Annotated in this window: 12 protein-coding genes; 9 read left to right on the forward strand and 3 right to left on the reverse strand. The window is 70.6% G+C overall.

Annotation, left to right across the window (positions count from 1 at the left end; translation table 11 throughout):
• Positions 1–228: 228 nt before the first annotated feature.
• The 7 genes from ABLG96_RS09305 to ABLG96_RS09335 all read left to right on the forward strand — a co-directional run bounded on the left by ABLG96_RS09305 (position 229) and on the right by ABLG96_RS09335 (position 14,511).
• Positions 229–1,953 carry a hypothetical protein gene (locus ABLG96_RS09305; RefSeq protein WP_353651053.1) on the forward strand — a complete coding sequence of 575 codons (1,725 nt, stop codon included), beginning with the start codon at positions 229–231 and terminating at the stop codon, positions 1,951–1,953.
• Positions 1,954–2,101: 148 nt separating this feature from the next.
• Entirely contained in the window at positions 2,102–2,374 is a 273-nt protein-coding gene (locus ABLG96_RS09310) for a hypothetical protein (protein WP_353651054.1), read from the forward strand.
• Between the two features lie 171 nt (positions 2,375–2,545).
• Entirely contained in the window at positions 2,546–6,886 is a 4,341-nt protein-coding gene (locus ABLG96_RS09315; protein WP_353651055.1) for an FtsK/SpoIIIE domain-containing protein, read from the forward strand.
• A gap of 219 nt (positions 6,887–7,105) precedes the next feature.
• On the forward strand, positions 7,106–10,000 hold the full coding sequence (locus ABLG96_RS09320) for a hypothetical protein (RefSeq protein ID WP_353651056.1): 2,895 nt from the start codon (positions 7,106–7,108) through the stop codon (positions 9,998–10,000).
• Positions 9,997–11,049 (forward strand): AAA family ATPase, encoded by a 1,053-nt coding sequence (locus ABLG96_RS09325; protein WP_353651057.1) that lies wholly within the window; start codon positions 9,997–9,999, stop codon positions 11,047–11,049. Before ABLG96_RS09320 ends, ABLG96_RS09325 begins: the two co-directional genes overlap by 4 nt.
• Positions 11,050–11,065: 16 nt before the next feature.
• Positions 11,066–12,337, forward strand: coding sequence for a DUF58 domain-containing protein (locus ABLG96_RS09330; protein ID WP_353651058.1), 1,272 nt, complete (start codon positions 11,066–11,068; stop codon positions 12,335–12,337).
• Positions 12,338–12,339: 2 nt separating this feature from the next.
• On the forward strand, positions 12,340–14,511 hold the full coding sequence (locus ABLG96_RS09335) for a transglutaminase domain-containing protein (RefSeq protein ID WP_353651059.1): 2,172 nt from the start codon (positions 12,340–12,342) through the stop codon (positions 14,509–14,511).
• Between the two features lie 24 nt (positions 14,512–14,535).
• Here ABLG96_RS09335 and ABLG96_RS09340 read toward each other — a convergent pair whose 3' ends face one another.
• Positions 14,536–16,644 (reverse strand): protein kinase, encoded by a 2,109-nt coding sequence (locus ABLG96_RS09340; RefSeq protein WP_353651060.1) that lies wholly within the window; start codon positions 16,642–16,644, stop codon positions 14,536–14,538.
• A 245-nt stretch (positions 16,645–16,889) separates the two neighbouring features.
• Between ABLG96_RS09340 and ABLG96_RS09345 the strand changes: the two genes are divergently transcribed.
• Together ABLG96_RS09345 and ABLG96_RS09350 are read left to right on the forward strand one after the other, a co-directional pair.
• Positions 16,890–17,171, forward strand: coding sequence for a hypothetical protein (locus ABLG96_RS09345; protein ID WP_353651061.1), 282 nt, complete (start codon positions 16,890–16,892; stop codon positions 17,169–17,171).
• Positions 17,172–17,283: 112 nt separating this feature from the next.
• Positions 17,284–17,790, forward strand: a complete 507-nt coding sequence (locus ABLG96_RS09350; RefSeq protein WP_353651062.1) for an NUDIX domain-containing protein — start codon at positions 17,284–17,286, stop codon at positions 17,788–17,790.
• Between the two features lie 35 nt (positions 17,791–17,825).
• On the opposite strand, the gene ABLG96_RS09355 is transcribed toward ABLG96_RS09350, so the two are convergent.
• Positions 17,826–21,365 carry a phosphodiester glycosidase family protein gene (locus tag ABLG96_RS09355; protein WP_353651063.1) on the reverse strand — a complete coding sequence of 1,180 codons (3,540 nt, stop codon included), beginning with the start codon at positions 21,363–21,365 and terminating at the stop codon, positions 17,826–17,828.
• 226 nt (positions 21,366–21,591) lie between these two features.
• Complete coding sequence (locus ABLG96_RS09360; protein ID WP_353651064.1) at positions 21,592–22,908, reverse strand: threonine--tRNA ligase; 1,317 nt, start codon at positions 22,906–22,908, stop codon at positions 21,592–21,594.
• Position 22,909: the final 1 nt, after the last annotated feature.

Here is a 22,909-nt window from a genome sequence, read left to right on the forward strand (position 1 = left end):
CGGAGACCCGGAGATTCCGGTGTCGGGGTTCCGCTGACAAGGCCCCGAACTCGTGCTCGACGGACCTCACTCGACGGGCCCGCCGCAACAGGGCGGAACTTTCCACCCCCCGATCGGTTGGTGTGGTGACCGGCTGGCCCTAGCTTTGCTGAAGACGGACATCGCAGCGGGACCCGAAGCCTTCGGCCGAAAGCGCGATGGGACAACGGAAGTGGGGAGGTGGCAGACATGCCGACTCAGGCGCAGACCGCGGGATTCCAGGGATCGGACACCGACGGACTCGACAAGATCGTGTCCAAGATGAAGGAAGCCGCTGCATTCGCCGACAAGATGGTCATGGCGCTCAAGGCACTGTGTGCCGCCCTCGACGCGATGAGCTGGACCGGATATGCGGCGGCACTGTCGGCGTACCTGAAGGGCACCGTCATCCCTCTGCTGCAGGCAGTGTCCCGCAACCTGAAGGCCTTCGCCCAGGTCGTCGGCACCGCTTCCTCCATCCAGAAGGACACCAGCAGCAACCGCTACGTCATCGACGCCGGCGACACCGGCTACGTCCCCACCCCGATCACCGGCGGCAGCGGCGAGACCACGACGGCGCCGACGGACCCGACGGACCCGACGGTCGACGATCCGACCAAGACTCCCCAGCAGGGCGCGGTCGAGAGCAAGGGTCTGGACACCGACAAGCTCAGCACCGTCGTCGACCAGGTGTCCGACATCATCAAGAAGGCCCTCGGATTCGCCGAGTCGGTCGACGGTGACGGCGACCGGGACGGCACCCTCTCGGAGCAGATCGGCAAGCTCGGTGAGCTCGTCGGCGCTATCGAGAAGATCATCAGCGGCGGCGATTCGGCCGGCGGTGACCCCGGCCCGACCCCCGACGACGGCACGGGCACCACTCCGGGCGACAGCACGGGCACCACTCCGGGTGAAGGGGCGGGCACCACGCCCGGCGACGGGGCCGGTTCGACTCCGGGTGACGGCACCACGCCTGGTGACGGCACCACGCCCGGCGACGGAACCACGCCTGGTGACGGCACCGGCACCACCCCGGGTGACGGCACCGGAACGACCCCCGGCGACGGCACGGGCACCGACATCCCGCAGACCTTCACCGCGGGCCAGATCTGGCAGGCCGTCACCGGCGCCCTGCGTGAGCTGGGCATCGTCGGTCCGGACGGGACCGTCGGCTCCGGGGCCGGCGCGGCCGCCGGCACCGGCTCGGGTGTCGGCTCGGGTATCGACATCGGAGCCGCGACGTCCCAGATCGATTCGATCCAGGGCAGCCTCGACGACCTGCGCAGCACGCTGGGCATCGAGTCACCCGCGGCGGACACCTCGGGCAGCGGGTACTCGGGCCTCGGATATTCCTCCGACCCGGGGTTCGCCCCCGGCGGCGACTACGGCACCGACATCGGGACCCCGCTCACCGACAGCTCATACTTCACCCCGACCAGTGACTACGCCGCCGAGAGCCCCCGGACGGCGGCCATGCCGGTCGCGGCGTCCGAAGCCCCGCAGAGCTTCCCGGCCGAATCCAGTGGATCCGGTGGCGGCTCTGACAGTGGCTCGGGCGGCGGTGGCACCTCGGGCGGCGGTGGCACCTCCGGTGGCGGTGGCACCTCCGGCGGGGGTGGCCCCTCCGGCGGTGAGAGTGCCGCCGGCGCCGACCAGCACGCTCCCGCTGCCCGGATCGAGGTCGTCTACCGCGCCGAGGAGGTCGGTGGCCGCAGCGCCGCCGCACCGTTGGCCGCGGACGGCTCCGTCCAGACCCGACTGGTGGCCAGCACCACCGACACCCCGTCCGGCGGCGGATCCGCTGCGATCCCGCTCACCGGCGCCGCACTGGCCGCCTCGGTCCTCGGTGGGGTCTACGCCCGCCGGGCCCGCAGCGAGAACGAGTCCGAGGAGGTGTTCGCCGCGGAGCCGGCCCCGGCCGGATCCTCCTCGTGATCACCGCAGCCGAACCACCAGCACCACGCAGCACCTGAGTACCGCAGAACCCGAGTACCGCAGCAATCCACAGCTCCACACCCGCTGATCGACGACCGTCGACCACCACTCCACGACTCGATGTCGTCACACACCAGGGAGAATGATCATGGCTACTGGCCTCAAGGGAATGAACACCGAGCAGGGTCGCAAGCTCGCCACCTCCTGCACCTCCGACGCGCAGCAGATCCTGACCATCACCAAGGACCTGACCCGCCAGCTGCAGGAGACCGAGTGGTACGGCCAGGACGCGGACACCTTCCGCAACAGCTGGACCAGCCAGTACACCAAGGCGCTGAAGCAGGTCGCCACCGCTCTCGAAGGCGCGAGCGCCCACCTGAAGAAGGAAGCCGCAGCCCAGGACCAGGCCTCCGGCGCCTGACCACTGCTCCACCGGCAGCGCCGGTACGGACGCCCCGAGCGTTCGTACCGGCGCTGTCGTGCATTCCAGGTGGAAGTTTCCGCCCCGGATCCTGCTCGGTGCGGAGTCCGGGCGTCCTAGCGTGGGGTGACGGAACACGCAGGCCGATCGATCGCACCCCAGGAGCTGAGCATGCTGGCACTGAGCATTGTCCCGAGCAGTCGCTCGGGCCTGCCGCCGGTCGATGTCGAGATCCGCGCGGAGGCCGACGCGACGATCGGCGACCTGGCCGAGGCCCTCGGTCAGCACCTGCAGGGTTCCCAGAGCCGCACTCTTTTCGCCCCGACCTCCGAGGGCACCCCCTGGCCCGCCGACCGGCTGATCGCCGAGACCTCGCTGCGCAACGGTGCCCTCATCACGGTCGAGGCGGTCCCGGAATCCTGGCTGCGAGCGGGAACACGCCGCGGTGAGCCAACGGTCACCGCCGTGATCGAGGTGCTGACCGGCCCGGACGCCGGTCGCACGTTCGAGGTCGCCGGGGCCAGGATCGGAATCGGTCGCGGCAGCGACAACACCGTGGTGCTGACGGATCCGGACGTCAGCCGCCGGCACTGCCACCTCGAGCTCGACGGCGAACCGAGCATCGTCGACGACGGCTCGGCCGGCGGCACTCATCTCGAGGGACGCTCCATCCGGCGCCCCACTGCCATCACCTTCGGCTCCTCGATCCGGCTGGGTCAGACGCTGTTGGTGGTCCGCTCACCGCATCGGACCAGGCCGGGCGGGGACACCGGTGGACTGCTCGGACCGGACGCGATCACCCGCACACCCCGGTTCGGGATCCCGGTCCCAGACGCCGAGCTGGAGGTGCCGTCGGCCCCCGGCAAGCCGTCCAAGCACCATTTCCCGTGGGCGATGCTCGCTATGCCGCTCGTCCTCGGTGCTTCGCTGATGGGGTCCATGGGTCTGGGCCGGTCGATGATCTACCTGACTGCCTGGCCCGCCGCGCTGATCGGTGGCCACTACATCCAGCGGCGGCAGGAGCTGAAGGACCACCAGGAGGACATTGTCGGCTGGCGCGAGGAATGCCGCGAGATGCGAGTCGGCGTCGAAGAACTTGCTGTGGCGCAACGGATCCAGGCCTTCCAGGACGACCCGGAGGCGATGGATCTGGACCGTCGACTGCACACCAGGCAATTGGTGTGGGTACGCACCGCCGCGGACTCCGACTTCCTCGCTGCCCGGGTCGGCATCGGCACCGTGGATGCGAAGACCCGCTTCAAGTCGCCGGACTCCAGCGGCGCGGGGGAGCTGCGCGACGAGATCCGTGCTCTGGTGTCGGAGACCGCGACGTTGCCGGACATGCCCGTCACCCCGGAACTGCGCAGCGCCAAAGTGTTCGGCATCGTCGGCGATCCGGCGAAGGTCGACGGTGCCGTGCGCAACCTGCTCGTCCGGCTGGCCGTCAACCACTCACCGTTCGACGTCTCGATCTGCGCAGCCCTCTCACCCGGACGCCGTGATCTGGAGGGTGTGCTGCGCTGGCTGCCGCACTCGGGCCCGCTCCCGGGTGGCATGGCCAGTGTTTCGTTGGGCGCCGAGGAGGGCCGCAGGCTGGTGGAGTCGCTGGTCGAGGAGCGCGGCGACCACCATGTCGTCTGCGTCGTCGACGAAGCCTCAGGTGTGCCGCGTCGGGTGCTGGAATCGGTCGCCACGTCCCAGCCGCACTGCACCATCATCTGGCTGGGCACCAGTCGGCACCACGCCCCGGCGGCCACCGGCATCCTGCTCGACCTGATCGGCGGCGATCCCGCGGACGGTCCGAGCGTGCTGATGCGGGACCGCGGCGGCGTCCACGCTCTCGACACCGTTGACGAACTCGAACTGGGGACAGCCTGGAGGTACGCCCGGGCGCTGTCCGGGTTCCGGGACGTCGCGGCCACCGTGCCGCCCGACACCGCACTGCCGGGAGCAGTGCGGATCACCGAACTGGGCAGCGATCTCGAGGATCTCGACGACGAGTCAACGATCCTGCGGCGGTGGATCGGATCGACCGGTCTGCGGGCCCAGATCGGCGTGGGCGTCGACGGTCTGGTGAGCCTGGACCTGCGTGAGGACGGTCCGCACGGGTTGGTCGCCGGCACCACCGGGGCCGGCAAGTCGGAGCTGCTGCAGTCGCTGATCGTCTCGCTGGCCGCCAACAACCCGCCGGACCGATTGACCTTCCTGCTCGTCGACTACAAGGGCGGTGCCGCGTTCCGCGAGTGCGCCGACCTGCCGCACACCGTCGGTTACATCACCGACCTCACTCCCGCCCTCGTACACCGCGCGCTGGTGTCGATGAACGCCGAACTGACCTGGCGCGAGCATCAGCTCAACCTGTACGGCGCCAAGGATTTACCGGCGCTGGAGCGCGATCACCCGGAAGCTGCCCCGCCGTCGATGCTGATCTGCGTCGACGAGTTCGCCGCCCTGCTCGCCGAGGTGCCCGACTTCATCGACGGAATGGTCTCGATCGCCCAACGTGGACGGTCGCTCGGCATGCACATGATCCTGGCCACCCAGCGGCCCTCCGGCGTGATCAGCGATCAGATCAAGGCCAACACCGATCTCCGGATCGCGCTCCGCGTCGCGTCCCCGGACGATTCCGATGACGTCATCGACTCTCCCGAGGCCGGCCGGATCTCCCGCCGCACCCCCGGCCGCGCCTGGATCAAGCGCACCGGTCACGGCACCACCGAACTCGTCCAGGTCGCGTACGTCGGTGGCCGGGAACCGATCGCTGAGTCGCTGTCGCCGGTACGGATCCGACCGCACTCCGCGATCGATGCTCCCTCCGCCAACGCCTTCGGTCCCGGCGGCGCGGGCCGGGCCACCGGACCGGCCGTCCATCCGCGCACCGACCTCGACCGGCTGGTGGAGACTGTCAACCGAGCACACCTGGCCGGCGGACACGACGATCCCCGGCGCCCGTGGCTGCCGGCGCTGCCGGCAGATCTGGTGCTGACCCCACAGCCTGCCGACGACGAGCGGTCCGGGGTGCTCGTGCTCGGTACCGTCGACGACCCGGCCAACCAGCAGCAGATCCCGCTGGAGTTCGACCTGGCCAAGGCCGGCCACGTGCTGGTGCACGGCGCCTCCGGCAGCGGCAAGACAGCCGCGCTGCGGACCTGTGCTCTCGCGGCCCTCGCACATCCGGGTGCCGTGCCCTTCATGATCCACGGCATCGATGCCGCCGGCGGCGGACTCGTTGCGCTGGAGGAACTTCCGCACGTCGGCTCGATCGTGCCGCTGGCCGGTCTCGAGCGCACCCTGCGGCTGATCCGGATGCTCAAGCGCACGGTGGACGAGCGCAACGCGCTGCTCGCCGGCAGCGGTGCAGCGGATGTGGACGATCTGGCCAGGATCGGCCGCCCGGTCCCGCGGATGCTGGTGCTGATCGACAACCTGCCGTCGCTGGTCGACACCGTCGATTCCGGGAACATGATGCGGCGTCAGCATTATGCGATGTTCGAGACAGTGCTGCAGGAAGGCCGGCGGTGCGGCGTCCACGTGATCGCCACCAGCCCCCAGCGCGGCGGGCTGGCCATGCAGCTGATGGCTTCCTTCGGGTCCCGGTTCGTGCTGCGGATGACGACCGAGGACGACTACTCGATGCTCGGGGTGCCCACGAACATCCTGGACGGCGACAGCGTTCCGGGCCGCGGGCTGGAGGGCAAACTCGAGGCCCAGTGGGCGGATCCGGACTCGGTGACCGGGGAGCGCCTGGTCGACTGGTGCACCCGGTGGTCGCAGCGGCACGAGCAGACCACCGTCCGTGGGGTGCCGATGATGCCCGATCGGGTGGGACCGAACTCGGTTCCGGCGCCGGTGGGGGAGACGATCTACCTCGGGGTGGACGCCGATCAGGTTGCCGCGGTCGGCATCCCGCTGACCCGCCGCCCGCTGCTGCTGTGCGGTCGGACCCGATCGGGCCGCACCAGTGTGCTCTCCGCGATCGGCCAGGTGCTCAGGCGCATCGACGCGACCATGCCGGTGCTGGCCATCAACCCGCGCGGTACCGGGGTCTTCGACCGGTGGGGCGCACTGGAGATCACCCGGCCCGATCAGGTGGTGGCCGCACTCGAGGAGGTGCTGCGCCCCAGGCGCAACGCAGAGGACGGGCCGCGGGCCGCGATCCTGGTCGACGACGTGCATCGGTGGGAGGAACGGTGGGACCACGACCCCGTCGTCCGTGAGGCACTCGGTGCGCTGGCCAGGGTTGCTTCCGATGCGGCCACCGGCGAGCGATCCGATGTCGCACTGGTCGCCGCCGTGCACACCGATCAGGTCCGGGAGGCGACGATGCAGTCCGGTCTGGTGGATGCGCTGTACCGCAGCCGCCGCGCTGTACTGCTGATGCCGAGTGAGAACGACGGCATGCTCGCCGGCTGCGACGTGCCGGGGGCCCCGTTGGAGCCGCTGACCGGGGTCGGACGGGGGCTGCTGGTCGAGGCGGGGCAGACCAGGACGCTGCAGTTCGTCACCAGCTGACGACCCGATTCCTCGCCGCAGATGGGGAGCGGAGTTCACCCGGCCGGGTGACGGTGTTCGCCAGGCGGAAGTTTCCGCCACAGATCATGGCCGGGTGGGCGAGAATTGCTGATCAAATGCAGTGTGCGCGACAGGCAGTGCGCTCGACGTGAAGTGAGGTTCCTGCGGGCGGGCCGTCCACAGGATCGGTGCCAGTAGTTCCATCCGGAGGGACGAGACGTGAGCCGCACCCGAACGCCATCATCGAAGGCAGAGCGCCGCAGGCCCGGCCGGTTCGCTCCGTCCAGGCTGCTCGGTTCGTTGTGGAAGCGCGGCGCCACCGAGGCGGCCCTGTTGGTCACCGCTGCTGCGGTCGCATCCGGGGTGGTGTTCGGCGCCGGCGTGGCCAGGGCCACCTCCCAGACCTCGGACGGTCAGACCTGGGTCAGCGCCTCCGACGGCACCATCGTGCAGATCAACCCGGTCACCGGACAACCGGTGTCGCGCATCGAGATCCCGCTCGCCGGGCAGGTGACCGTGCAACAGGGCAACGGCGTCGTGCTGGTGACGAGTGCCGGCACCGGGAAGGCCGTGTCGATCGACGTCGGCCAGGTGACCGCCTCCCGTTCCCGCGACGTCGACCCCGCCACCCGCAAGGCGCTGTTGGCGCCCGGCGGCCGCACCCTCATCGCCGAGCTCGACACCGGCGTCATCCGGGTGGTCGATTCCGCCACCATGATCGACACCGGCGAAGCCTTCGTGGGTCCCGGTCCGTTCGTCGACGTCGTCGTCGACAAGACCGCCGAGGTCTGGGCGCTGGGCACCGACGGAACCCTGACCTCCGTCCACTGGTCCGACGATGCCCGCCGGTTCATCAAGGACGACTCCCGGTCCCTCGAGGGGGTCGATGCCTCCTCGCGGATGGTGCCGCACCCACGGGGAGTCACCGTGCTGTCGCCGTCGCGCAAGGCGCTGGTCCAGGTCGGTACCGGCGCGGACGTGCAGACCATCGTCGACGGCATGGACGGCGAGATCCAGCCGGCCGAGAACTCCCCGCGCGACCTGGTGGCCGCCACCCTGCAGGGACGCAAGGCCGTGATGATCCTCGACGGCGAGCGGGTCTGGAAGGCAGACCTGTCGGCCGCCGGCTGCGACGAGCCCGGTCGACCCGCCGTCTTCGGCGACCGCATCTTCGTCCCGTGCGCCGGTCAGGGCCGCACCCTGGTGCTCGATCGCACCGGTCAACCCGCGCGGGACGCCATCGTCACCGGAGACAACGACACCCCGCAGATCGTCGGGGACGACGACTCGCTGGTGGTGACTTCGGGCTCCGCCGGGACCACGGTCACGGTCGATGCCCAGGGCCGCCAGCACCGCTCCGAAATCCGCTCGCCGTCGATCCCCGTCGTGAAGCCGAAGCGCGCTGACCCGTCGAAGGCCGGTGGTTCTGCCTCGGCCTCGCAGACTCCGACCCCGACGCCGCCGGCCGAGCCCACGCCCGCCAGCACCCCGGATCCGACCAGTGAACCGGAGCCGACCAGTGAACCGGAGCCGACCAGTGAACCGGAGCCGCCGACGTCCCAGCAGCAGCTGCCGGACCAGCCGGATCCGCAGCCGCCGGTCGTCGATCCGACCAGCGGGCAGGTGTTGTCGACCGCCGTCCCGCCGTCGAATGATCCGAGCATCGGGCAGCCCACCGGTCCGCGGACGACCGCGCAGACCACCGGCGGCACCGCTCTGGACGGTCCTCGCAACGTGCACGCAGAGGCCGTCGGGCCCGGCGTCGCCACCGTCCGCTGGTCGGCGCCGCAGCGGCGACCCGACCACTACCTCGTCCGCACCACCGACGGCGCCGGCAGCACCCAGATCAGCGGCGGCGCCGAGTCCGCCTCCGTCACCGTGTCTGCCCGCGGGTCTGCGCAGTTCGTGGTGGTCGCTGATTTCGGTGCGGACGGCCTCGTCCAGTCCCAGCCGAGCAACGTCGTGAACTGGACGGTGCAGAACACCACGACCTCGACCACCATCCCGACCACGCGCAGCACCCCGACCACCCCGACCACGCGCAGCACCCCGACCATCCCGACCACGCGCACCACGCGCACCACACCGACGCGGCCGGGGCCGGGTCCCGACTGCCGCGGGCCGCGACTGAACGGTGCTGTGCCGAACGTGCTCGCATCCTGCCCGAGCACGTCGAGCGGATCGAGTACCCGTCCGGCGACTCCGACGTCCGGCACCAACGGCCAGCCGTCGAGTCAGTCGCCGACCACGCCGACGACTCCTTCCAGTCCGACCACGCCTTCCAGTCCGACCACGCCTTCCAGTCCGACCACGCCTACCAGTCCGACGGCTCCGACCACTCCTACCAGGCCGACCACGCCGACAACTCCGCTGCCGGTGACGACTCCGACGACTCCGCTGCCGGTGACGACTCCGACGACTCCGCTGCCGGTGACGACTCCGACGACTCCGCCGCCGGTGACGACTCCGACCACTCCGCCGCCGGTGACGACTCCGACCACCCCGCCGCCGGTGACGACTCCGACGACTCCGACCACCCCGCCGCCCGCGACACCGCCGGCCGCGCCCGCCAACTTCAACGCCTACCTGCAGGACCCGGGCAGCTCCAACGCGGTCCAGGCCGACTGGACCGCGGTCGATGGGGTCAGCTACACGGTGTCCTTCAGCAAGAACGGGGCAACTGCCACCGTCCAGTCCCCGGCGGCATCCGGCGCCACCCAGTTCTACGGTTCCCGGATGACGGGCTCGGTCGTCGTGAGCATCTACGCATCCCAGAACGGCCTCAGCTCCGAGACCTCCACCCTGACAGTCGATCTCATGCCCGTCGACCAGTGCAACCCGCTGCGCGCCGGGTCGAGCTGGCTGCATGGTCTGCCGATGCAGAACTGCTGCCCGACCCCGCAGAACGGCATGACCTGCCAGATCCCGTTGCGTGGTGACACCTCGTGGTTGCAGCCCGACGTCGTCACCGCGGTGCCCACGTCGGGCTCCGTCGGCCGGATCGCCCTGGCGGTCACCCTGCTGATGCTCGCCGGTGGCATCCATCTGGCCCGCGTCCGCAGCCGCCGCGCTGATCGCGCAGCCCTGTCGGTGGCGACCGGAGCCCGCAGATGACGGCCGCCCCCCAGGAGCTGCAGGGGTCGGTATCGGCACCAGGGCTCCCCGGTAACGTGCCGCGGGTGGAAGACCGCTCCGAGCAGCCCGTCACCGAGTCCGATGTCGCTGAGTTCCGGATGGTGTTCGACCGGTTGTGCTCGGCCGTCGACTCGGTCGTCGTCGGTCGTCGGCGGGTGGTCGAACTGGTCGCGGTCGCGCTGGCCGCCAACGGTCACGTCCTGATCGAGGACCTGCCCGGCACCGGTAAGACGACCCTGGCGCGGGCCCTGGCCGCCGCCATCGGCGGGTCCTCGAGCCGGGTGCAGTTCACCCCCGACCTGCTGCCGGCCGACATCACCGGCGGCCTGGTCTACGAGCCGGGCAGTGGCGAACTCGCCTTCCGGCGCGGACCGGTGTTCACCAACATCCTGCTGGCGGACGAGATCAACCGCGCCGCTGCCAAGACCCAGTCGGCACTGCTCGAGGTGATGGCAGAGCGCACCGTCACCGTCGACGGCGTGACCCATCGGGTTCCCGACCCGTTCGTCACCCTCGCGACGCAGAACCCGCTCGACGCCGACGGCACCTTCCGGCTGCCGTTGGCCGAACTCGATCGGTTCGCGATCAAGACATCCCTCGGTGTCCCCGATCCTGATTACGAATTGCTGGCCATCGATCCGCTCGGTTCCGCGGGCGATGTCTCGCGGGTCACGCCGGTGATGACGCCCGCCGATCTCGCGAACTGGTCGAAGCGTTTGCGTCGGCTGCACGTGGCGCCGCCGGTGCTCGCGTACATCCGCGACATCGGTCTGGCGACCAGGGCGGAGCCGCGACTGCGGGTGGCGGTCAGCACCCGGGGGCTCAAGATGATGGTCGGCTGCTGTCAGGTCTACGCCGCCGCCCAGGGTCGTCACTTCGTGGTTCCCAGCGACGTGCAGCGGCTGGCCGAGCCGTTGCTCGCGCACCGACTCGTTCCGGCACAGGACTTCCGGTCCACTCCCGCCCCGGTCGAGGAGATCCTGGCCGACGTGGTCGCCTCGGTGGCCGCGCCGCGTCCGCAGGTCTGAGCGGGAGGCTGCTGCGGTGACGTCGGCGACCGCCCGGTCCGGGACCGACACCGCACCGCGCACATCCTCTGTCGGCGTCGGGGGCTGCGCTCCGCAGGACGATCCAGCTGCCCCGCTGCCGGATGCCCCGGCCCGCCGGGTACGCAGGATCGGGCCGACCCGGCGTGGAGTGGCGCTGCTGACGTTGGGCGTCTGCTGCATCGTGCTGGGCGTACTGGCGCGGTACCCGGGGCTCATCGGTCTGGGGATCGCAGCCGTCGTCGCCGTTCTCGTCGCCGTGATCGGACTGGTGAGCAAGCGCAGCGTCGCGCTCCGACGAGAGTTGCCGTCCGGCGCTGTTCGGCGCCTCGATCCGGTGGTGGCCGCGGTGAGTCCGACGGCTCGCCGGGGCGCGGGTCGAGGTGATGAGGTCGAACTCGTCGAACGGATCGACGGCGTGCCGCTGCCCGCCACCAAAATGGTCATCGGACAGAGCGGGGCCCGACTCGAGTACTCGATCCCGACCACGATGCCGGGCGCCGTCGCTCTCGGTCCCACCGAACTGCGCTACTTCGGATTCGCCGGATTGTCCCGGATGCGGTTGCGGGACAACAGCATCGCGTCGGTGCTCGTGCTGGCCAGGATGCTGCCGGTGCGCATCCCGGACAACGGCGCCCTGCCGGTCGACATCATCAACGGTGACGAGATCGAGGGCGGCGGCACCGAACTGCGGAGCCTGCGGCCGTACATCCCTGGCGACGACATCCGCAAGGTGAATGCCCGGATCTCCGCACGGATGGGTCGTCTGATGATCCGGCAGGACTCCGAGCCGTCGATCTCGGCGGTCACCCTTGTCGTGGACAACGCCGCCGGGACCCCACCGGAGTGCTTTGCCGAGATGCTCGACGTGGCGACGTCGCTGGCGGGTGCCGCGATCCGACAGGGTTTGCCGGTCCGATGGACCGCCCGCGGCCGGGACGGCGCCTCCGACGTGGACCTGGACGGCCTCGGGATCACCGAGCAGGCGATCGCCTGCCTTCCCCTCTCGCAGGAATCGGTGCCGCGCATCGGCACCACCGATCTGACGATCGTCGTCAGCGGACCCGATTCCGGACCGGGACACCTGTTGGAGGCGCTCACCGCGGCCGACCGGGGTGGGTTGTTCGTGGTGGCCGGCCTGATCGCCGCCACCGACGACGACACCGATCGGGGAGCAGCGGCCGACGGGGCGGGCGGGGTCCTCATCCAGGCGCCGACCGCGGAAACCGTGCTGCGCCGGTTCGCCTACCTCGGCAGTGGGGCGGCCTGAGCATGAGCGCTGCCACCGCGACCGCCCCGCGCACCGGGACACCGTCAGCGCCCCCCGAGGAGGCCCCGGCCAGGCGTCCACGTCCTCGGATCGCCGGCCGGGCCCTGCTCAGCTCACTGGTGGCGCTGACCGTCGGCAGCGCCTTCCTCGGCTCGACCTTCGGCGGGTGGTGGCCGCCGTTGTTGCTGGTCGGCACGATGCTGCTGGTGACTTCTCTGGTGCTGGGCCTGCTGCTTCTCCGGGTCTCGATGCCGCTCGTCACCCTCGTCACGGTGATCCTGGTGGTGGGTACCGGCTATCTGCTGGTGCTGGGTGCGCCGCGGGTCGGGCCTGATTCGCAGGTGGCCAGGCCCGCCTGGCGGATCCTGCTCGATACGGTCGCGGCGCTGTTGTCGACCCCGGCGGGCACTCCGGCGCGGCTGGATCTGCTCGCACCGGCGTTCGTCGTGGTCGGACTGGCGAGCATCTTCCTGGTCGGCAGGGCACAGCTGCGCGGACCGGGGCGGGCGATGGGGATCGCCCCGCTGGTGGTCGCGCCGCTGCTGTATGCCGCCGGCCTGGTCCTCACGGCGGGAACGGCGGATCGTAACGGGGTGGTCGCGGGTGCGCTGCTGCTCACCCTCGTCCTGGGATGGACCCGCTGGTCACCGGCGACGGCGGCCACCGCGGCGGTGTGTGCGGTCTGCGCGACGCTGGTCGCCCTGACGAGCACCGGGCCGGGATTCGATGTCCGCCAGTACGTCACGCCGCCGCGGATCGTCGTCGCCCAGCAGAACCTGCTGCCCTACCTGCCGGTGTGGTCGGTGGAGCGGGACACACCCGTGTTCACGGTCTCCGGAGCCGTCCCGGACAGCGTGGCGGTCGCTGTCTACAGCGGCTTCGACGGCAACACCTGGTCCTCCGGCACCGATTTCGCGCTCTACGGCAGCCCACGCCCATCGGTGCTGCCGCCGGGCGCGATCACCGCCGACTACGAGATGCAGGTGGTGACGAGCACGATCCCGGGTGACTGGCTGCCGGCCACCGGCACCGTCACCGGGATCAGCGCCCCGGATGCCGTGATCGACGTCGTCGGCGGCTCGCTGGTCCGGATCGGGCAGCAGCAGACGCCGATCCCGTACACGGTCCGGGGGAGCATCGACGTGGCGGACGACGCCGGGCTGGTGTCGGCAGGAGTTCCGGACCGCGGTGCCGCCGCACCGTTCCTGGCGGTGCCGGAGGTCCCGGAATCGTTGCAGCGCTGGCTCAACAACGTCATCGCCCGGTATCCGGGTCGCTACGACCAGGCGGCAGCACTGGAGAGCGCGCTGCGGGAGAACCACGCGGTCGACGCCAAGTCCAGTGGCAGCTCCTCCTGGTATGCGGTCGATGCGCTCGTCGGTGCCGGCGGAAAGGCCCCGCTGCGCGCAGCGCCGGCCGAGAACTACGTGTCGGCTTTCGCCGCCCTGGCCAGGTCGGCCGGGTTGCCGACCAGGGTCGTGATCGGGGCCAGGCTTTCCCAGGTCCCCGGTGTGGTGGAGGCGACGTCGGTCGTCAGTGGCGCGCAGATGTCGGTCTGGCCGGAGGTCTACTTCTCCGACATCGGCTGGGTGGCCTTCAACCCGGTGCCGGGGCCGACGAAAACGCCTGCGCAGCAACGACATGAACAGGTCAAGGCGCAGCAGACCGATGATCCGGAGGTCGACGAGGAGATCCCGGTCGTCGGCGACGACCCCGGACCGGGGGCCGGTACCGATGATCGCGGAACGGACTGGGGTGCGGTGGCCAGGACCAGCGCCATCAGCCTCGTGCTGGGGCTGGTGGTGGCTGCCGTGCTCGCGCTGCTGGGCTCGATCGCAGTGATCATCGGCGCCCGTCGGCGCGGCCCGGCCGGCGCCTGGTCGCTGGTGGAACGCGCCGCTCGCTCGGCCGGGATCCGGCCGGCTCCCGACTGGACCGTGGAACGGATCGCGGACGCGATCGACGTCCGGACGGACAGCTGCGCGGCGCATCCGGTCGCCGGGCTCGCGGCAGGCGCCCAACGTGCCCGGTTCGGGCCGCAGGGATCCGCGCTGCCCGCGTCGTGGAGTGACGTGCGGCGGGTGAGATCGGCGCTGCGGCAGACACTTCCGTGGCACCGCCGGGCGGCGTGGTTCCTGCATCCGGCTGCCTGGTGGCCGCGCCGGTCGCGCTGATTGCCGATCCCGCAGGTCTCGGCGTCAGCCGGCCGACCGGGATGCTCCGCCGCTCGCTGCACTGCGGGTGCCTGCGTCGGCGCATTCCGGCGAGGCGATCGGGTAGTAGTCCACGCCCGCCTTCCCGGTGCCGGTGTTGGCGGCGACGACGGCGAACACGACCGTCTGGCAGCGGCCGTAGCTGACAGCTGCCGGGATGACGGTGTCGCCCTTCTGCGCTCGTTGCACGGGTTCGTGGATCAACGGATCCAGGTTCCCGGTGTGGGTCTTCTGGTTGAAGTTCGTCGCATCGAACAGTGCCAGGGTGGCGTCCTCAGCCTGCGGTCCGCGCACCGTGACGCGGACCAGTGCGTCCCCTTCGAACTTCACCGACAGGATGTCCGGCGTGTAGTCGGGGTCGTTCTGGTCGACGACGGCGCCCAGTTCGCTGGGGGACACGCTGCCCGCACCGGCGTTGACCGGGGAGTCGGTGACCGGCGTGACGGTGCGCTCGGCGGGCTTGGCCAGGAAGTAGGCGACGACACCGGAGATCGCCAACATCACGACGGCCAGCGCGATGATGCTCGCGCGGACCCGGGCCTGCGGTCGCTCGTCGTCCTCGCTGTCGTGGGTGGCGTCCCCGACCCCGGCTGCGGTGGACGGGCGCCAGCCGGTCGGCGCTGCATCTGGGGTGCGATCGCCCTGGTCCGCTCCCAATCCTGCTGCCCCAGGTCCCGGCGCACCACTGCCGGTGGCCGGAGCGGCTGTCCGCGCGAGTTGCTGGGCGACCGAGACAGCGGGACTGCCGGGCTCTGCGGCTGCGGGCCGCGCATGACCGGCACTGATCCTGGCGTCCTGATCGCGGTCGACGGCGGAGGCGGGGACGGGCTGCCGACCGGTCGCGATCACCCGGGAAACAGCCTGGGCGGCAACAATTTCGGAATCAGTGACCGCTGTGGGAGGAGTTCGGACCGGGCCGCTCGTCGAGGTCGCGGCCGTTCCTGGGGCCCACATCAGATCGTCGGACCCAGCGGGAAGATCGCCGACCCCACCCGGGTCGTGCCGGTCCGCGTCAGCGGGTGGGAGATCGGGACCCGTCACCGCTGCCGGACCGGACTCCCCGACCGGCTCGGAGTCGGGGTCCTGGGCGCGGTGGCGGGACGCCCGCGGTGCGGTGGACCCGGCGTCACGATCGGATTCCGCCGTCGCGGGCAGGTCGGCCGCAACGGCGGCGGGGGGTGCGTGGAACGGGACCGGCGGAACGACCGGCGAGCCGGCATCCGGACCCGGCGCCCAGCCGGTGGTGCGCCGCTCCAGATCGCGCAGGCCCCCGATCAGTTCCGCCGCGGATCCGAAGCGGCGTACGCGATCCGGATCCATCCCGCGTTCGATCAGAGCGCGCAAGCCGTCGGGGATCTCCGCCGGCAGTCCCCGACGTTGTCCCGTCCTGACCCGGCGCAGATAGGCCAGCGCGGTGTCGTCGGCCGGGTCGTCGGCGGCGAACGGGGCCCGACCCTCGAGCAGGGTGGCCATGGTCGAGCACAGCGACCACAGGTCGTCGACCGGTTCGGGGGAGCGGCCGTCCAGCACCTCGGGGGAGGCATGCCGGTAGCTGAGCCGATCCAGCGACGAGGTGTGGCCGGCATCGACGGAGCGGGCGATGCCGAAGTCCGCCAGCACGTACGAGGTGGGCAGGATCAGGATGTTCTGCGGCTTGACGTCCCGGTGCACCACCCGCTGGGCGTGGGCGAAGTCGAGCGCGTCAGCGATCACCCGGCCCATCGAGATGACGTCCTCGGACGGGAACGGTCCGGCACTGCGCAGCCGGTCGTGGGTGGAGCCCAGCTCGAAGAAGTCCATGACGATGCAGGGGCGGCCGTCGGTGAGGGTCCGGGTGTCCAACACGGTGACGATGTTCGGATGAGCGCGTCCGAGCTTGACGGTCAGGGCGATCTCCCGCTGGAAGCGCCGTACCTCCTGCGCCGCCGACAGGTTCACCACCTTGATGGCCACGTCGCGGTCGAGGGCGGTCTGGGTGCCCCGGTAGATCGTGGAGTCTCCGCCGGAGGCAACGGCGTGCAGGTCGGCGAAGCCCTCCAGCTCCAGGGCGCCGGTCGTCGCCACGAGCTGGTTCGGCCCTCCGTCCACTTCCACCCCATTTCCTGACCTGAGGACGGCGCCGGTGTCGGTGCCGGTCGTCGTCCGTCCGCGGTGCAGAACGGCACCGGCACCGGGAGGGCGAAGAAGGAACCTTCCGGGGCGGTGACCCTGGGGAAATCCTACGGCCCGGCCTAGCGTCGAGGTGTCCCGAACGGCAGATCTCACCATCCGTCAACAGCAGCCCATCCGGGACCATTCGTCGCACCGAGGTCTCTTCACCACCACCGAACGGGGTCACCATGACACACAACAAGCAGCAGTTCCTGGGTCTCGACACCGATTTCTGCCGCGGCAAGTCGTCGCAGATGCGCGGTCAGGGCGAGCAGATGGGCGGTCTGATGAGCAACATCCAGGGCCAGCTCGACGGCGTCGTCTGGCAGGGCCAGAACGCCGAGCGCTTCTGCGACCACTGGGCCTCGACCCTGAAGCCGAAGATGGTCGAGTCCGCCGGCGAGATGGACCACCGTGGCCGCGAACTCCGCAAGCGGGCCGACTGGCAGGACCAGGTGTCCAGCGCCTGATCCCGCCAGGCCCCCGAACCCCGCCGAACCGCGTTCCAGGACCTTTTCGGCGCCTACCGGAGTGGATGTCGCCGTCTCGACCCGAGTCCACCCTGGCAGTTATCGTGACGCGGTGATCTTCCGCCGCACCGCACGGATCCTGCTGATCGACGAGAAGTCCCGGATCCTGCTGTTCGCCGACACCGACCCCGGGATCCCCGGGGTCCGCTGGTGGATCACTCCCGGCGGCGGTGTCGAGCCGGGGGAGACCGACCGGGACGCTGCGCTGCGGGAGCTGACCGAGGAGACCGGGCTGCTGCTCACGGATCCTGCCGGCCTGTCCGGGCCGATCGCCGTCCGGATCGGGGTGTTCCACTACAGCGACCGGTCCGTGGAGAACGCCGAGACCTATTTCGTCGCGAGCGTCGAGACCTTCGACATCGACATCAGCGGCCACACCGAGGACGAGAAGCTCACGATGGCCCAGCACCGGTGGTGGACGTACGAGGAACTCGTCAGTACGACGGAGACCATCGCCCCGCCGGGGTTGGCTGCGCTGTGGCTGGCGGCCGAGACCGCACCCCCGGACGTACCGATCGACCTCGGGCGCGAGGAGTTGGCCATCCGCGACCTGGGCTGAGGCATCAGGGGCCCAGGTCGCGGTGTGGCCTCTGGTCAGCTCTTCACGGTGATGACGGTGGAACCGATCACCGGCGCGAGCGATGCAGCTCCGGTGTATTCGCGCATGGACTCACTGCTCACCCGGACGGAGATCGTGCCGGCCTTGATCGCCGTCACCACTCCAGTTGTCGGGTCCAGGATCGCCGTTCGCCCGGCCTTCTTCGCGGCGGTCAGGGCTGCGGCCCCGCTGCCGAGCGCCAGGCCGGACGTGGGGATCCAGTGCACTGACATCGGGTACCGCAGCGGGACCACTCTCGTGCCGGGAGCGATGCCGTCGGGCTGGACGAGAGTGCCGGTGACGGTGGTCTTCCCGCCGACCTTCAGCGAACCAGGGCCGGTCAGCCGCACCGACTGGGCGAAGGCGTGCACGTCGCCGGTCAGCCACCGGCCGTCGGCCTGCTGGGTCGGATCGACCGTCCAGTTGAGGAAGCCGGTGAACCCGCCCCGCTCGGGTGTGCCGTACGGAGCCTTCCCGGACGACGGCAGCACCGTGTACGGCACACCCTCGAGGCGGTGCACGTTCAGCACCTGGGCGTGCGAGCCGGTCATCGCTGCGCCCTTGCCGGTGGAGGTGCGGAAGTCGGACAGCATCTTCTCGATCAGGGCGACCTCCATCCGGTCGCCGAGCTGACTGGTGGCAGCCTCCTCCGGATCGTCGACCGGGTGGTGGGCGAAGACCAGGACATTCTTGATCGAGGCATTGCTCCTGGCCTGCTGCAGGGCTGACTGCAGCATCGCGTACTGGGCGAAGTCCGATCCACGCAGCGTGCCCAACGCGCTGTTGAGCAGGATGAACCGGGTGCCCTTGTGGTCGAAGGTCCGGTAGGGCCGACCGAACTCGGCCACGAACGGAGCCAGGTCACCCTGACCGTTCACCCGGTACGACTCGTGGTTGCCCGGCACGTAATAGCACGGGAACCGGCCGGACGCCGAGTCCGGCGTGTAGTTCGCCGGCAGCGGCGCGTCGACGGTGACGAGATCGCACCCGCCGGCCTCGAGGGTCTTGCGGGCCAATGAGATGTCTTGCGGTGCACCTAGATCGGTGATGTCGCCGTTCAGCACGACCAGGTCCGGATGCTGCGTGCCGATGCGCTTCAGTGCGGCCACGCCGACCTTCGCGAGCTCGGGGTGCGCCGCGGTGAACTGCACATCCGACAACGTCGCGTAGTTCCAGGTGCCGGGGGAGCTGGGCGCCGTTCCGTCCGGGCTGAGTAGCGGATCCGGCCGGGGCGCACCGAGCGCGGGCACGTCGATCGCCGGCGCCGAGTCGTAGGCGATCGAGTCGAACACGATGGTGCCTGCGCCCTGCTTGAGAGCGTCGGTCTCGACGGCCTGGAAGTACGTCAACCGGATGGGGAAGAGGGTCCCGGACGGGAACACCCAGTCGATGGACTGCTTGCCCGCGGTGATCGCCGGGCCGAGGAAGCCGCCGTTCACCCCGGCGCCGTCCACCCACCGCAGCGAGGAGAACTGCATGGCGCGGGAGGACGTGAACGACACCCGGACTCGCAAGGGCGCACCGGGCAGCGTGAGCAGGGCGGGCGTGCCGGTGAAGGTGATGCCCTGGTTGCGGCGGGCCGTGAAATCAAGCCGCAGCTTGCCGTCCTGCAACAACAGCTTTTGCTCCGCGGGCACGGTGCCGTTGGTCGTCCACCGGCTCACCTCGTCCGCCGCGTCGAAGGAATACAATTGCGTGGTGGTGACGCCAACGGTCACCGGCAGCGTGGTGCGGACGCCCGCAGCCGTCAGCGTCATCAGGGTGGCGCCCTGCCGCAGCGGTGTGATGCGCAGACCGGTGTTGTCGGCGGTGATCCGCAGGACGCTGCGGTCGTAGTCCAGGCCCAGGTCGCCGAGCTCGACCGGTGCCGCGTAGCCCTGCGCGTCCCGCCCGGTGACGTCGAGGTGGACGGCCGCAGCATCGCCGGCCCCGGGGAGCGCGAGCCGACGTTGCGAGGTCTCCAGGCTGTGCAGCGGGCCGAGCACGGTCAACGAGATCCCGCCGCGGATGGAGCCCGCCGACGCGGAGACGGCCAGCCGACGCTGGACCGCGAGCGAACCGTCACCCGCCGGGGCGATGACGGTGGCGCCACCGGCGCCCGGGATGATCCTGGCGCGACCGGCGAACCAGGCGATGGCTGCGGGGAGCGAACGAGGAGTGAGGTTGGCATCGACGGCACTGACGGTCAGGCTGCGGCGCAGTCCGGGGAAGACGGCATCGGCGCGCACGGTGCCTGCGCGGACGGCTGCCTGGTCGGCCCGCGGTCGCACGACGAGCGACCCGGCGCCGCGACTGCTCGGGCTCACGAACACGCCGACACCGTTGGGGTCGATGCGTTCTGCGCCATCGGACGGACGGTTGCGGACGTCGGCCTGCCGGTCGCCCGCCGCTCGGGCCACCAGGGTGGTCGAGCCGCCGCCGTCGAGGTTCACCGCGGTCTGCACGCCCAGCGAGATGAGTTGCTGTGCAACGGAGGTGAGCGTCCGGCCGGGGACCAGGGTCTGCCGACCGTCGGTGGTGAACAGCACCAGCGTCCGGCCGTCGTCCTTGATGCCCAGCGCCGTCCGGGGAGCCAGCGAGGTGTCGCTCTGCTGGACCACCGCGCCGTCGCGGACCAGCACCGCGTTGGCGCCGATGACCATGTTCATCCGGCCGGCGAGCTCGTCCTTGAGTCGGTAGTCCAGGGCCGCGGGAGTGCCGATCGGCAGTGCGCGGAGTGCGGCAGCCGAGGCGCCGCGGGCCTGCAGGACGAACGCGCCGGCCGGGATGGCGCCGGTTCCGGCGGCGTCGGTGACCGAGCGGATCGCCCCGTCGACGACCAGCGCCTCGACCACTGCGGGCGCACCCTCCAGACCGCGACTCCGGCTGGCCGTCCCCCATCCGGGGGTGAAGGCGATGAGTGCATCTGCGGGCGACGAGCCGTTGACGGTGTTCAGTGCGAGTACCGGGTACGGCGTGCCGCCGAGCGTTGCGGTGGCCTCGATAGCGGCGTCGACCAGGGAAGCGATGCGGTCGCGGGTGATGCCTACCTGGACACGTCCGCCGATCTGAGCGCTCTTGAGCAGGTCGCCGCCCTGCACGGCGGCACCCAGGGGTGCGCCGGAGCCGTCGATGTCGAAGAAGTCGCCGTTGGTCGCGGCCACCGCGCCGCGCGCGTTGGCCGCGGTGGAGATGGGCCCACGGTCGGAGACTCCCGGTCCTGCGGTGATCAGGTCGGTGCTGACCGCCGGCTGGGCGAGGTCGACGGTGAGTACCTGGTCGTCGAACCAGCCGTCGCCGGTGAGGGAGGTCCGCCGGTCGAGCGTGATGCCCGGCCCGAGCTTCTCGGTGACGCTGCGCAGCGGGTAGGAGGCGTCCGCTGCGGGTGCAGTCGCAAGGGCGACGGTCCGGGCTGGAGCGGTGGGCGCCGGTGCAGTCGATGCTGCCGCCACCGCCGTTCCGGGCGCGAGTGGTGCCAGCACGGTGGCGACACCGAGCGCGGCGATGACTGCAGCGGTCGTGGCGTAACTGCCACGGCGGCGGTGAAGGAGTGACACAGGGCCTCCAGGTCGGGTCGCGCGGACTGCGGCACCCCGCCCGCGCGTGGAATCTTCACGTAGGGAGCCCTCTCGAAGGTAGAGAATGACATCGATTGCACGATGGCGCAGAGGTGGACGGCTGCGGTCCACCGCATGACGCTCGTACACCGACGCGTGCGGCGGATGGCGGCGGCCGTGCGCCCACCCGGCCGATCGGCACGGTTCCCGTCCCGAACCCGGTGGCTCAGGCCGAGCCGAGATCCACCCGGAGCGCCCGCAGCCTGATCGCTGCCGACATCCGCTCGGCGAGCACGGCAGCCGGGAGTCGGACACGGACGTCGGTCGCCGGATCGTGGACGGACATCGCACCGGTCGACACTTCGTCCTCGCCCACCACCACCAGCAGTGAGTCACGACGTCCGCTGGCGGCGCGGATCCGGGACCCGAGGCTTCCCTCAGCCTCCAGGCGGAGGCGGACACCGTTGCAGCGCAACAGGTTCGCAGCCTGATCTGCGGCAGCGCGTTGCGCGGCGCTGACGGGCAGGAGGCAGACCTGCACCGGCGCGAGCCAGAGCGGCAGCCGCCCGCGGTGCACCTCCAGCAGCAGCGCCACCATCCGCTCCATCGCGCCAAGGGTGCCGCGGTGGATCATCGAGACCAGCGGACGCGCACCGCCTGAGTCGGTGTAGCGCAGGTCGAACCGTTCCGGCTGGTTGAAATCCAGCTGGACGGTGCCGAGGGTCTCGACCTGACCGCGCGCATCCCGTACCTGGACGTCGATCTTGGGTCCGTAGAAGGCCGCCTCCCCTGCTACCTCCCGACTGTGCAGCCCGCGTCGCGGAAGGTCGATCGCGACCAACGCGGCGCGCAGCCGATCCTCAGCGGCGGCCCAGTGCTCGGCGGCGCCCAGATATCCGTCGCCGGATCCCCGTCGCGACAGCCGAAGGTGATCCACCGAGATCCCCAGCACCTCATAGGCATCGAGCAACGCCTGCAGTGCCGCGGCCACCTCGGGGGCGACCTGGTCCGGTCGGCAGAAGACGTGGGTGTCGTCCAGGTCGATCTGCCGGACCCGGCTCAACCCGCTGAGCACTCCGGACCGCTCCGCCCGGAACATCGGTGCCAGCTCGTTGAGCCGGATCGGCAGATCGCGGTGGCTGCGGATCTCCGCGGCGTAGATCATCGCGTGGTGCGGGCAGTTTGCCGGTCGCAGCACCAATTCGTCACCGCCGACCGGCATCGGCGGGAACATGTCGTCGGCGAACTTCGCCCAGTGCCCCGACCGTTCGAACAGTGCCCGCTTCCCCAGCACCGGGGAGTACACCGGCGAACACCCGGTGGCCAGTGCGATCTCGCGGGCGTACTGCTCCAGTTCGTACCGGACCACCGCTCCGGCCGGTAGCCAGAGCGGGAGACCGGCCCCGGCGAGCGGATGGGTGGTGTAGATGCCCATCTCCCGACCGATCACCCGGTGGTCGAGGGTCGACGGTCGCGACGGATCCGCACTCAAGATCGGCAGGGCGGGATCTGCTGCGGACGAGGGATCGTGCTGTGCAGGCATC

Source organism: Nakamurella sp. A5-74 (assembly GCF_040438885.1).
GTDB lineage: Bacteria > Actinomycetota > Actinomycetes > Mycobacteriales > Nakamurellaceae > Nakamurella.

Coding starts and splice junctions, on each gene's coding strand:
- ABLG96_RS09305 (WP_353651053.1), top strand. CDS start 229: ATGCCGACTCAGGCGCAGACCGCGGGATTCCAGGGATCGGACACCGAC.
- ABLG96_RS09335 (WP_353651059.1), top strand. CDS start 12,340: ATGAGCGCTGCCACCGCGACCGCCCCGCGCACCGGGACACCGTCAGCG.
- ABLG96_RS09325 (WP_353651057.1), top strand. CDS start 9,997: ATGACGGCCGCCCCCCAGGAGCTGCAGGGGTCGGTATCGGCACCAGGG.
- ABLG96_RS09310 (WP_353651054.1), top strand. CDS start 2,102: ATGGCTACTGGCCTCAAGGGAATGAACACCGAGCAGGGTCGCAAGCTC.
- ABLG96_RS09345 (WP_353651061.1), top strand. CDS start 16,890: ATGACACACAACAAGCAGCAGTTCCTGGGTCTCGACACCGATTTCTGC.
- ABLG96_RS09360 (WP_353651064.1), bottom strand. CDS start 22,908: ATGCCTGCACAGCACGATCCCTCGTCCGCAGCAGATCCCGCCCTGCCG.
- ABLG96_RS09315 (WP_353651055.1), top strand. CDS start 2,546: ATGCTGGCACTGAGCATTGTCCCGAGCAGTCGCTCGGGCCTGCCGCCG.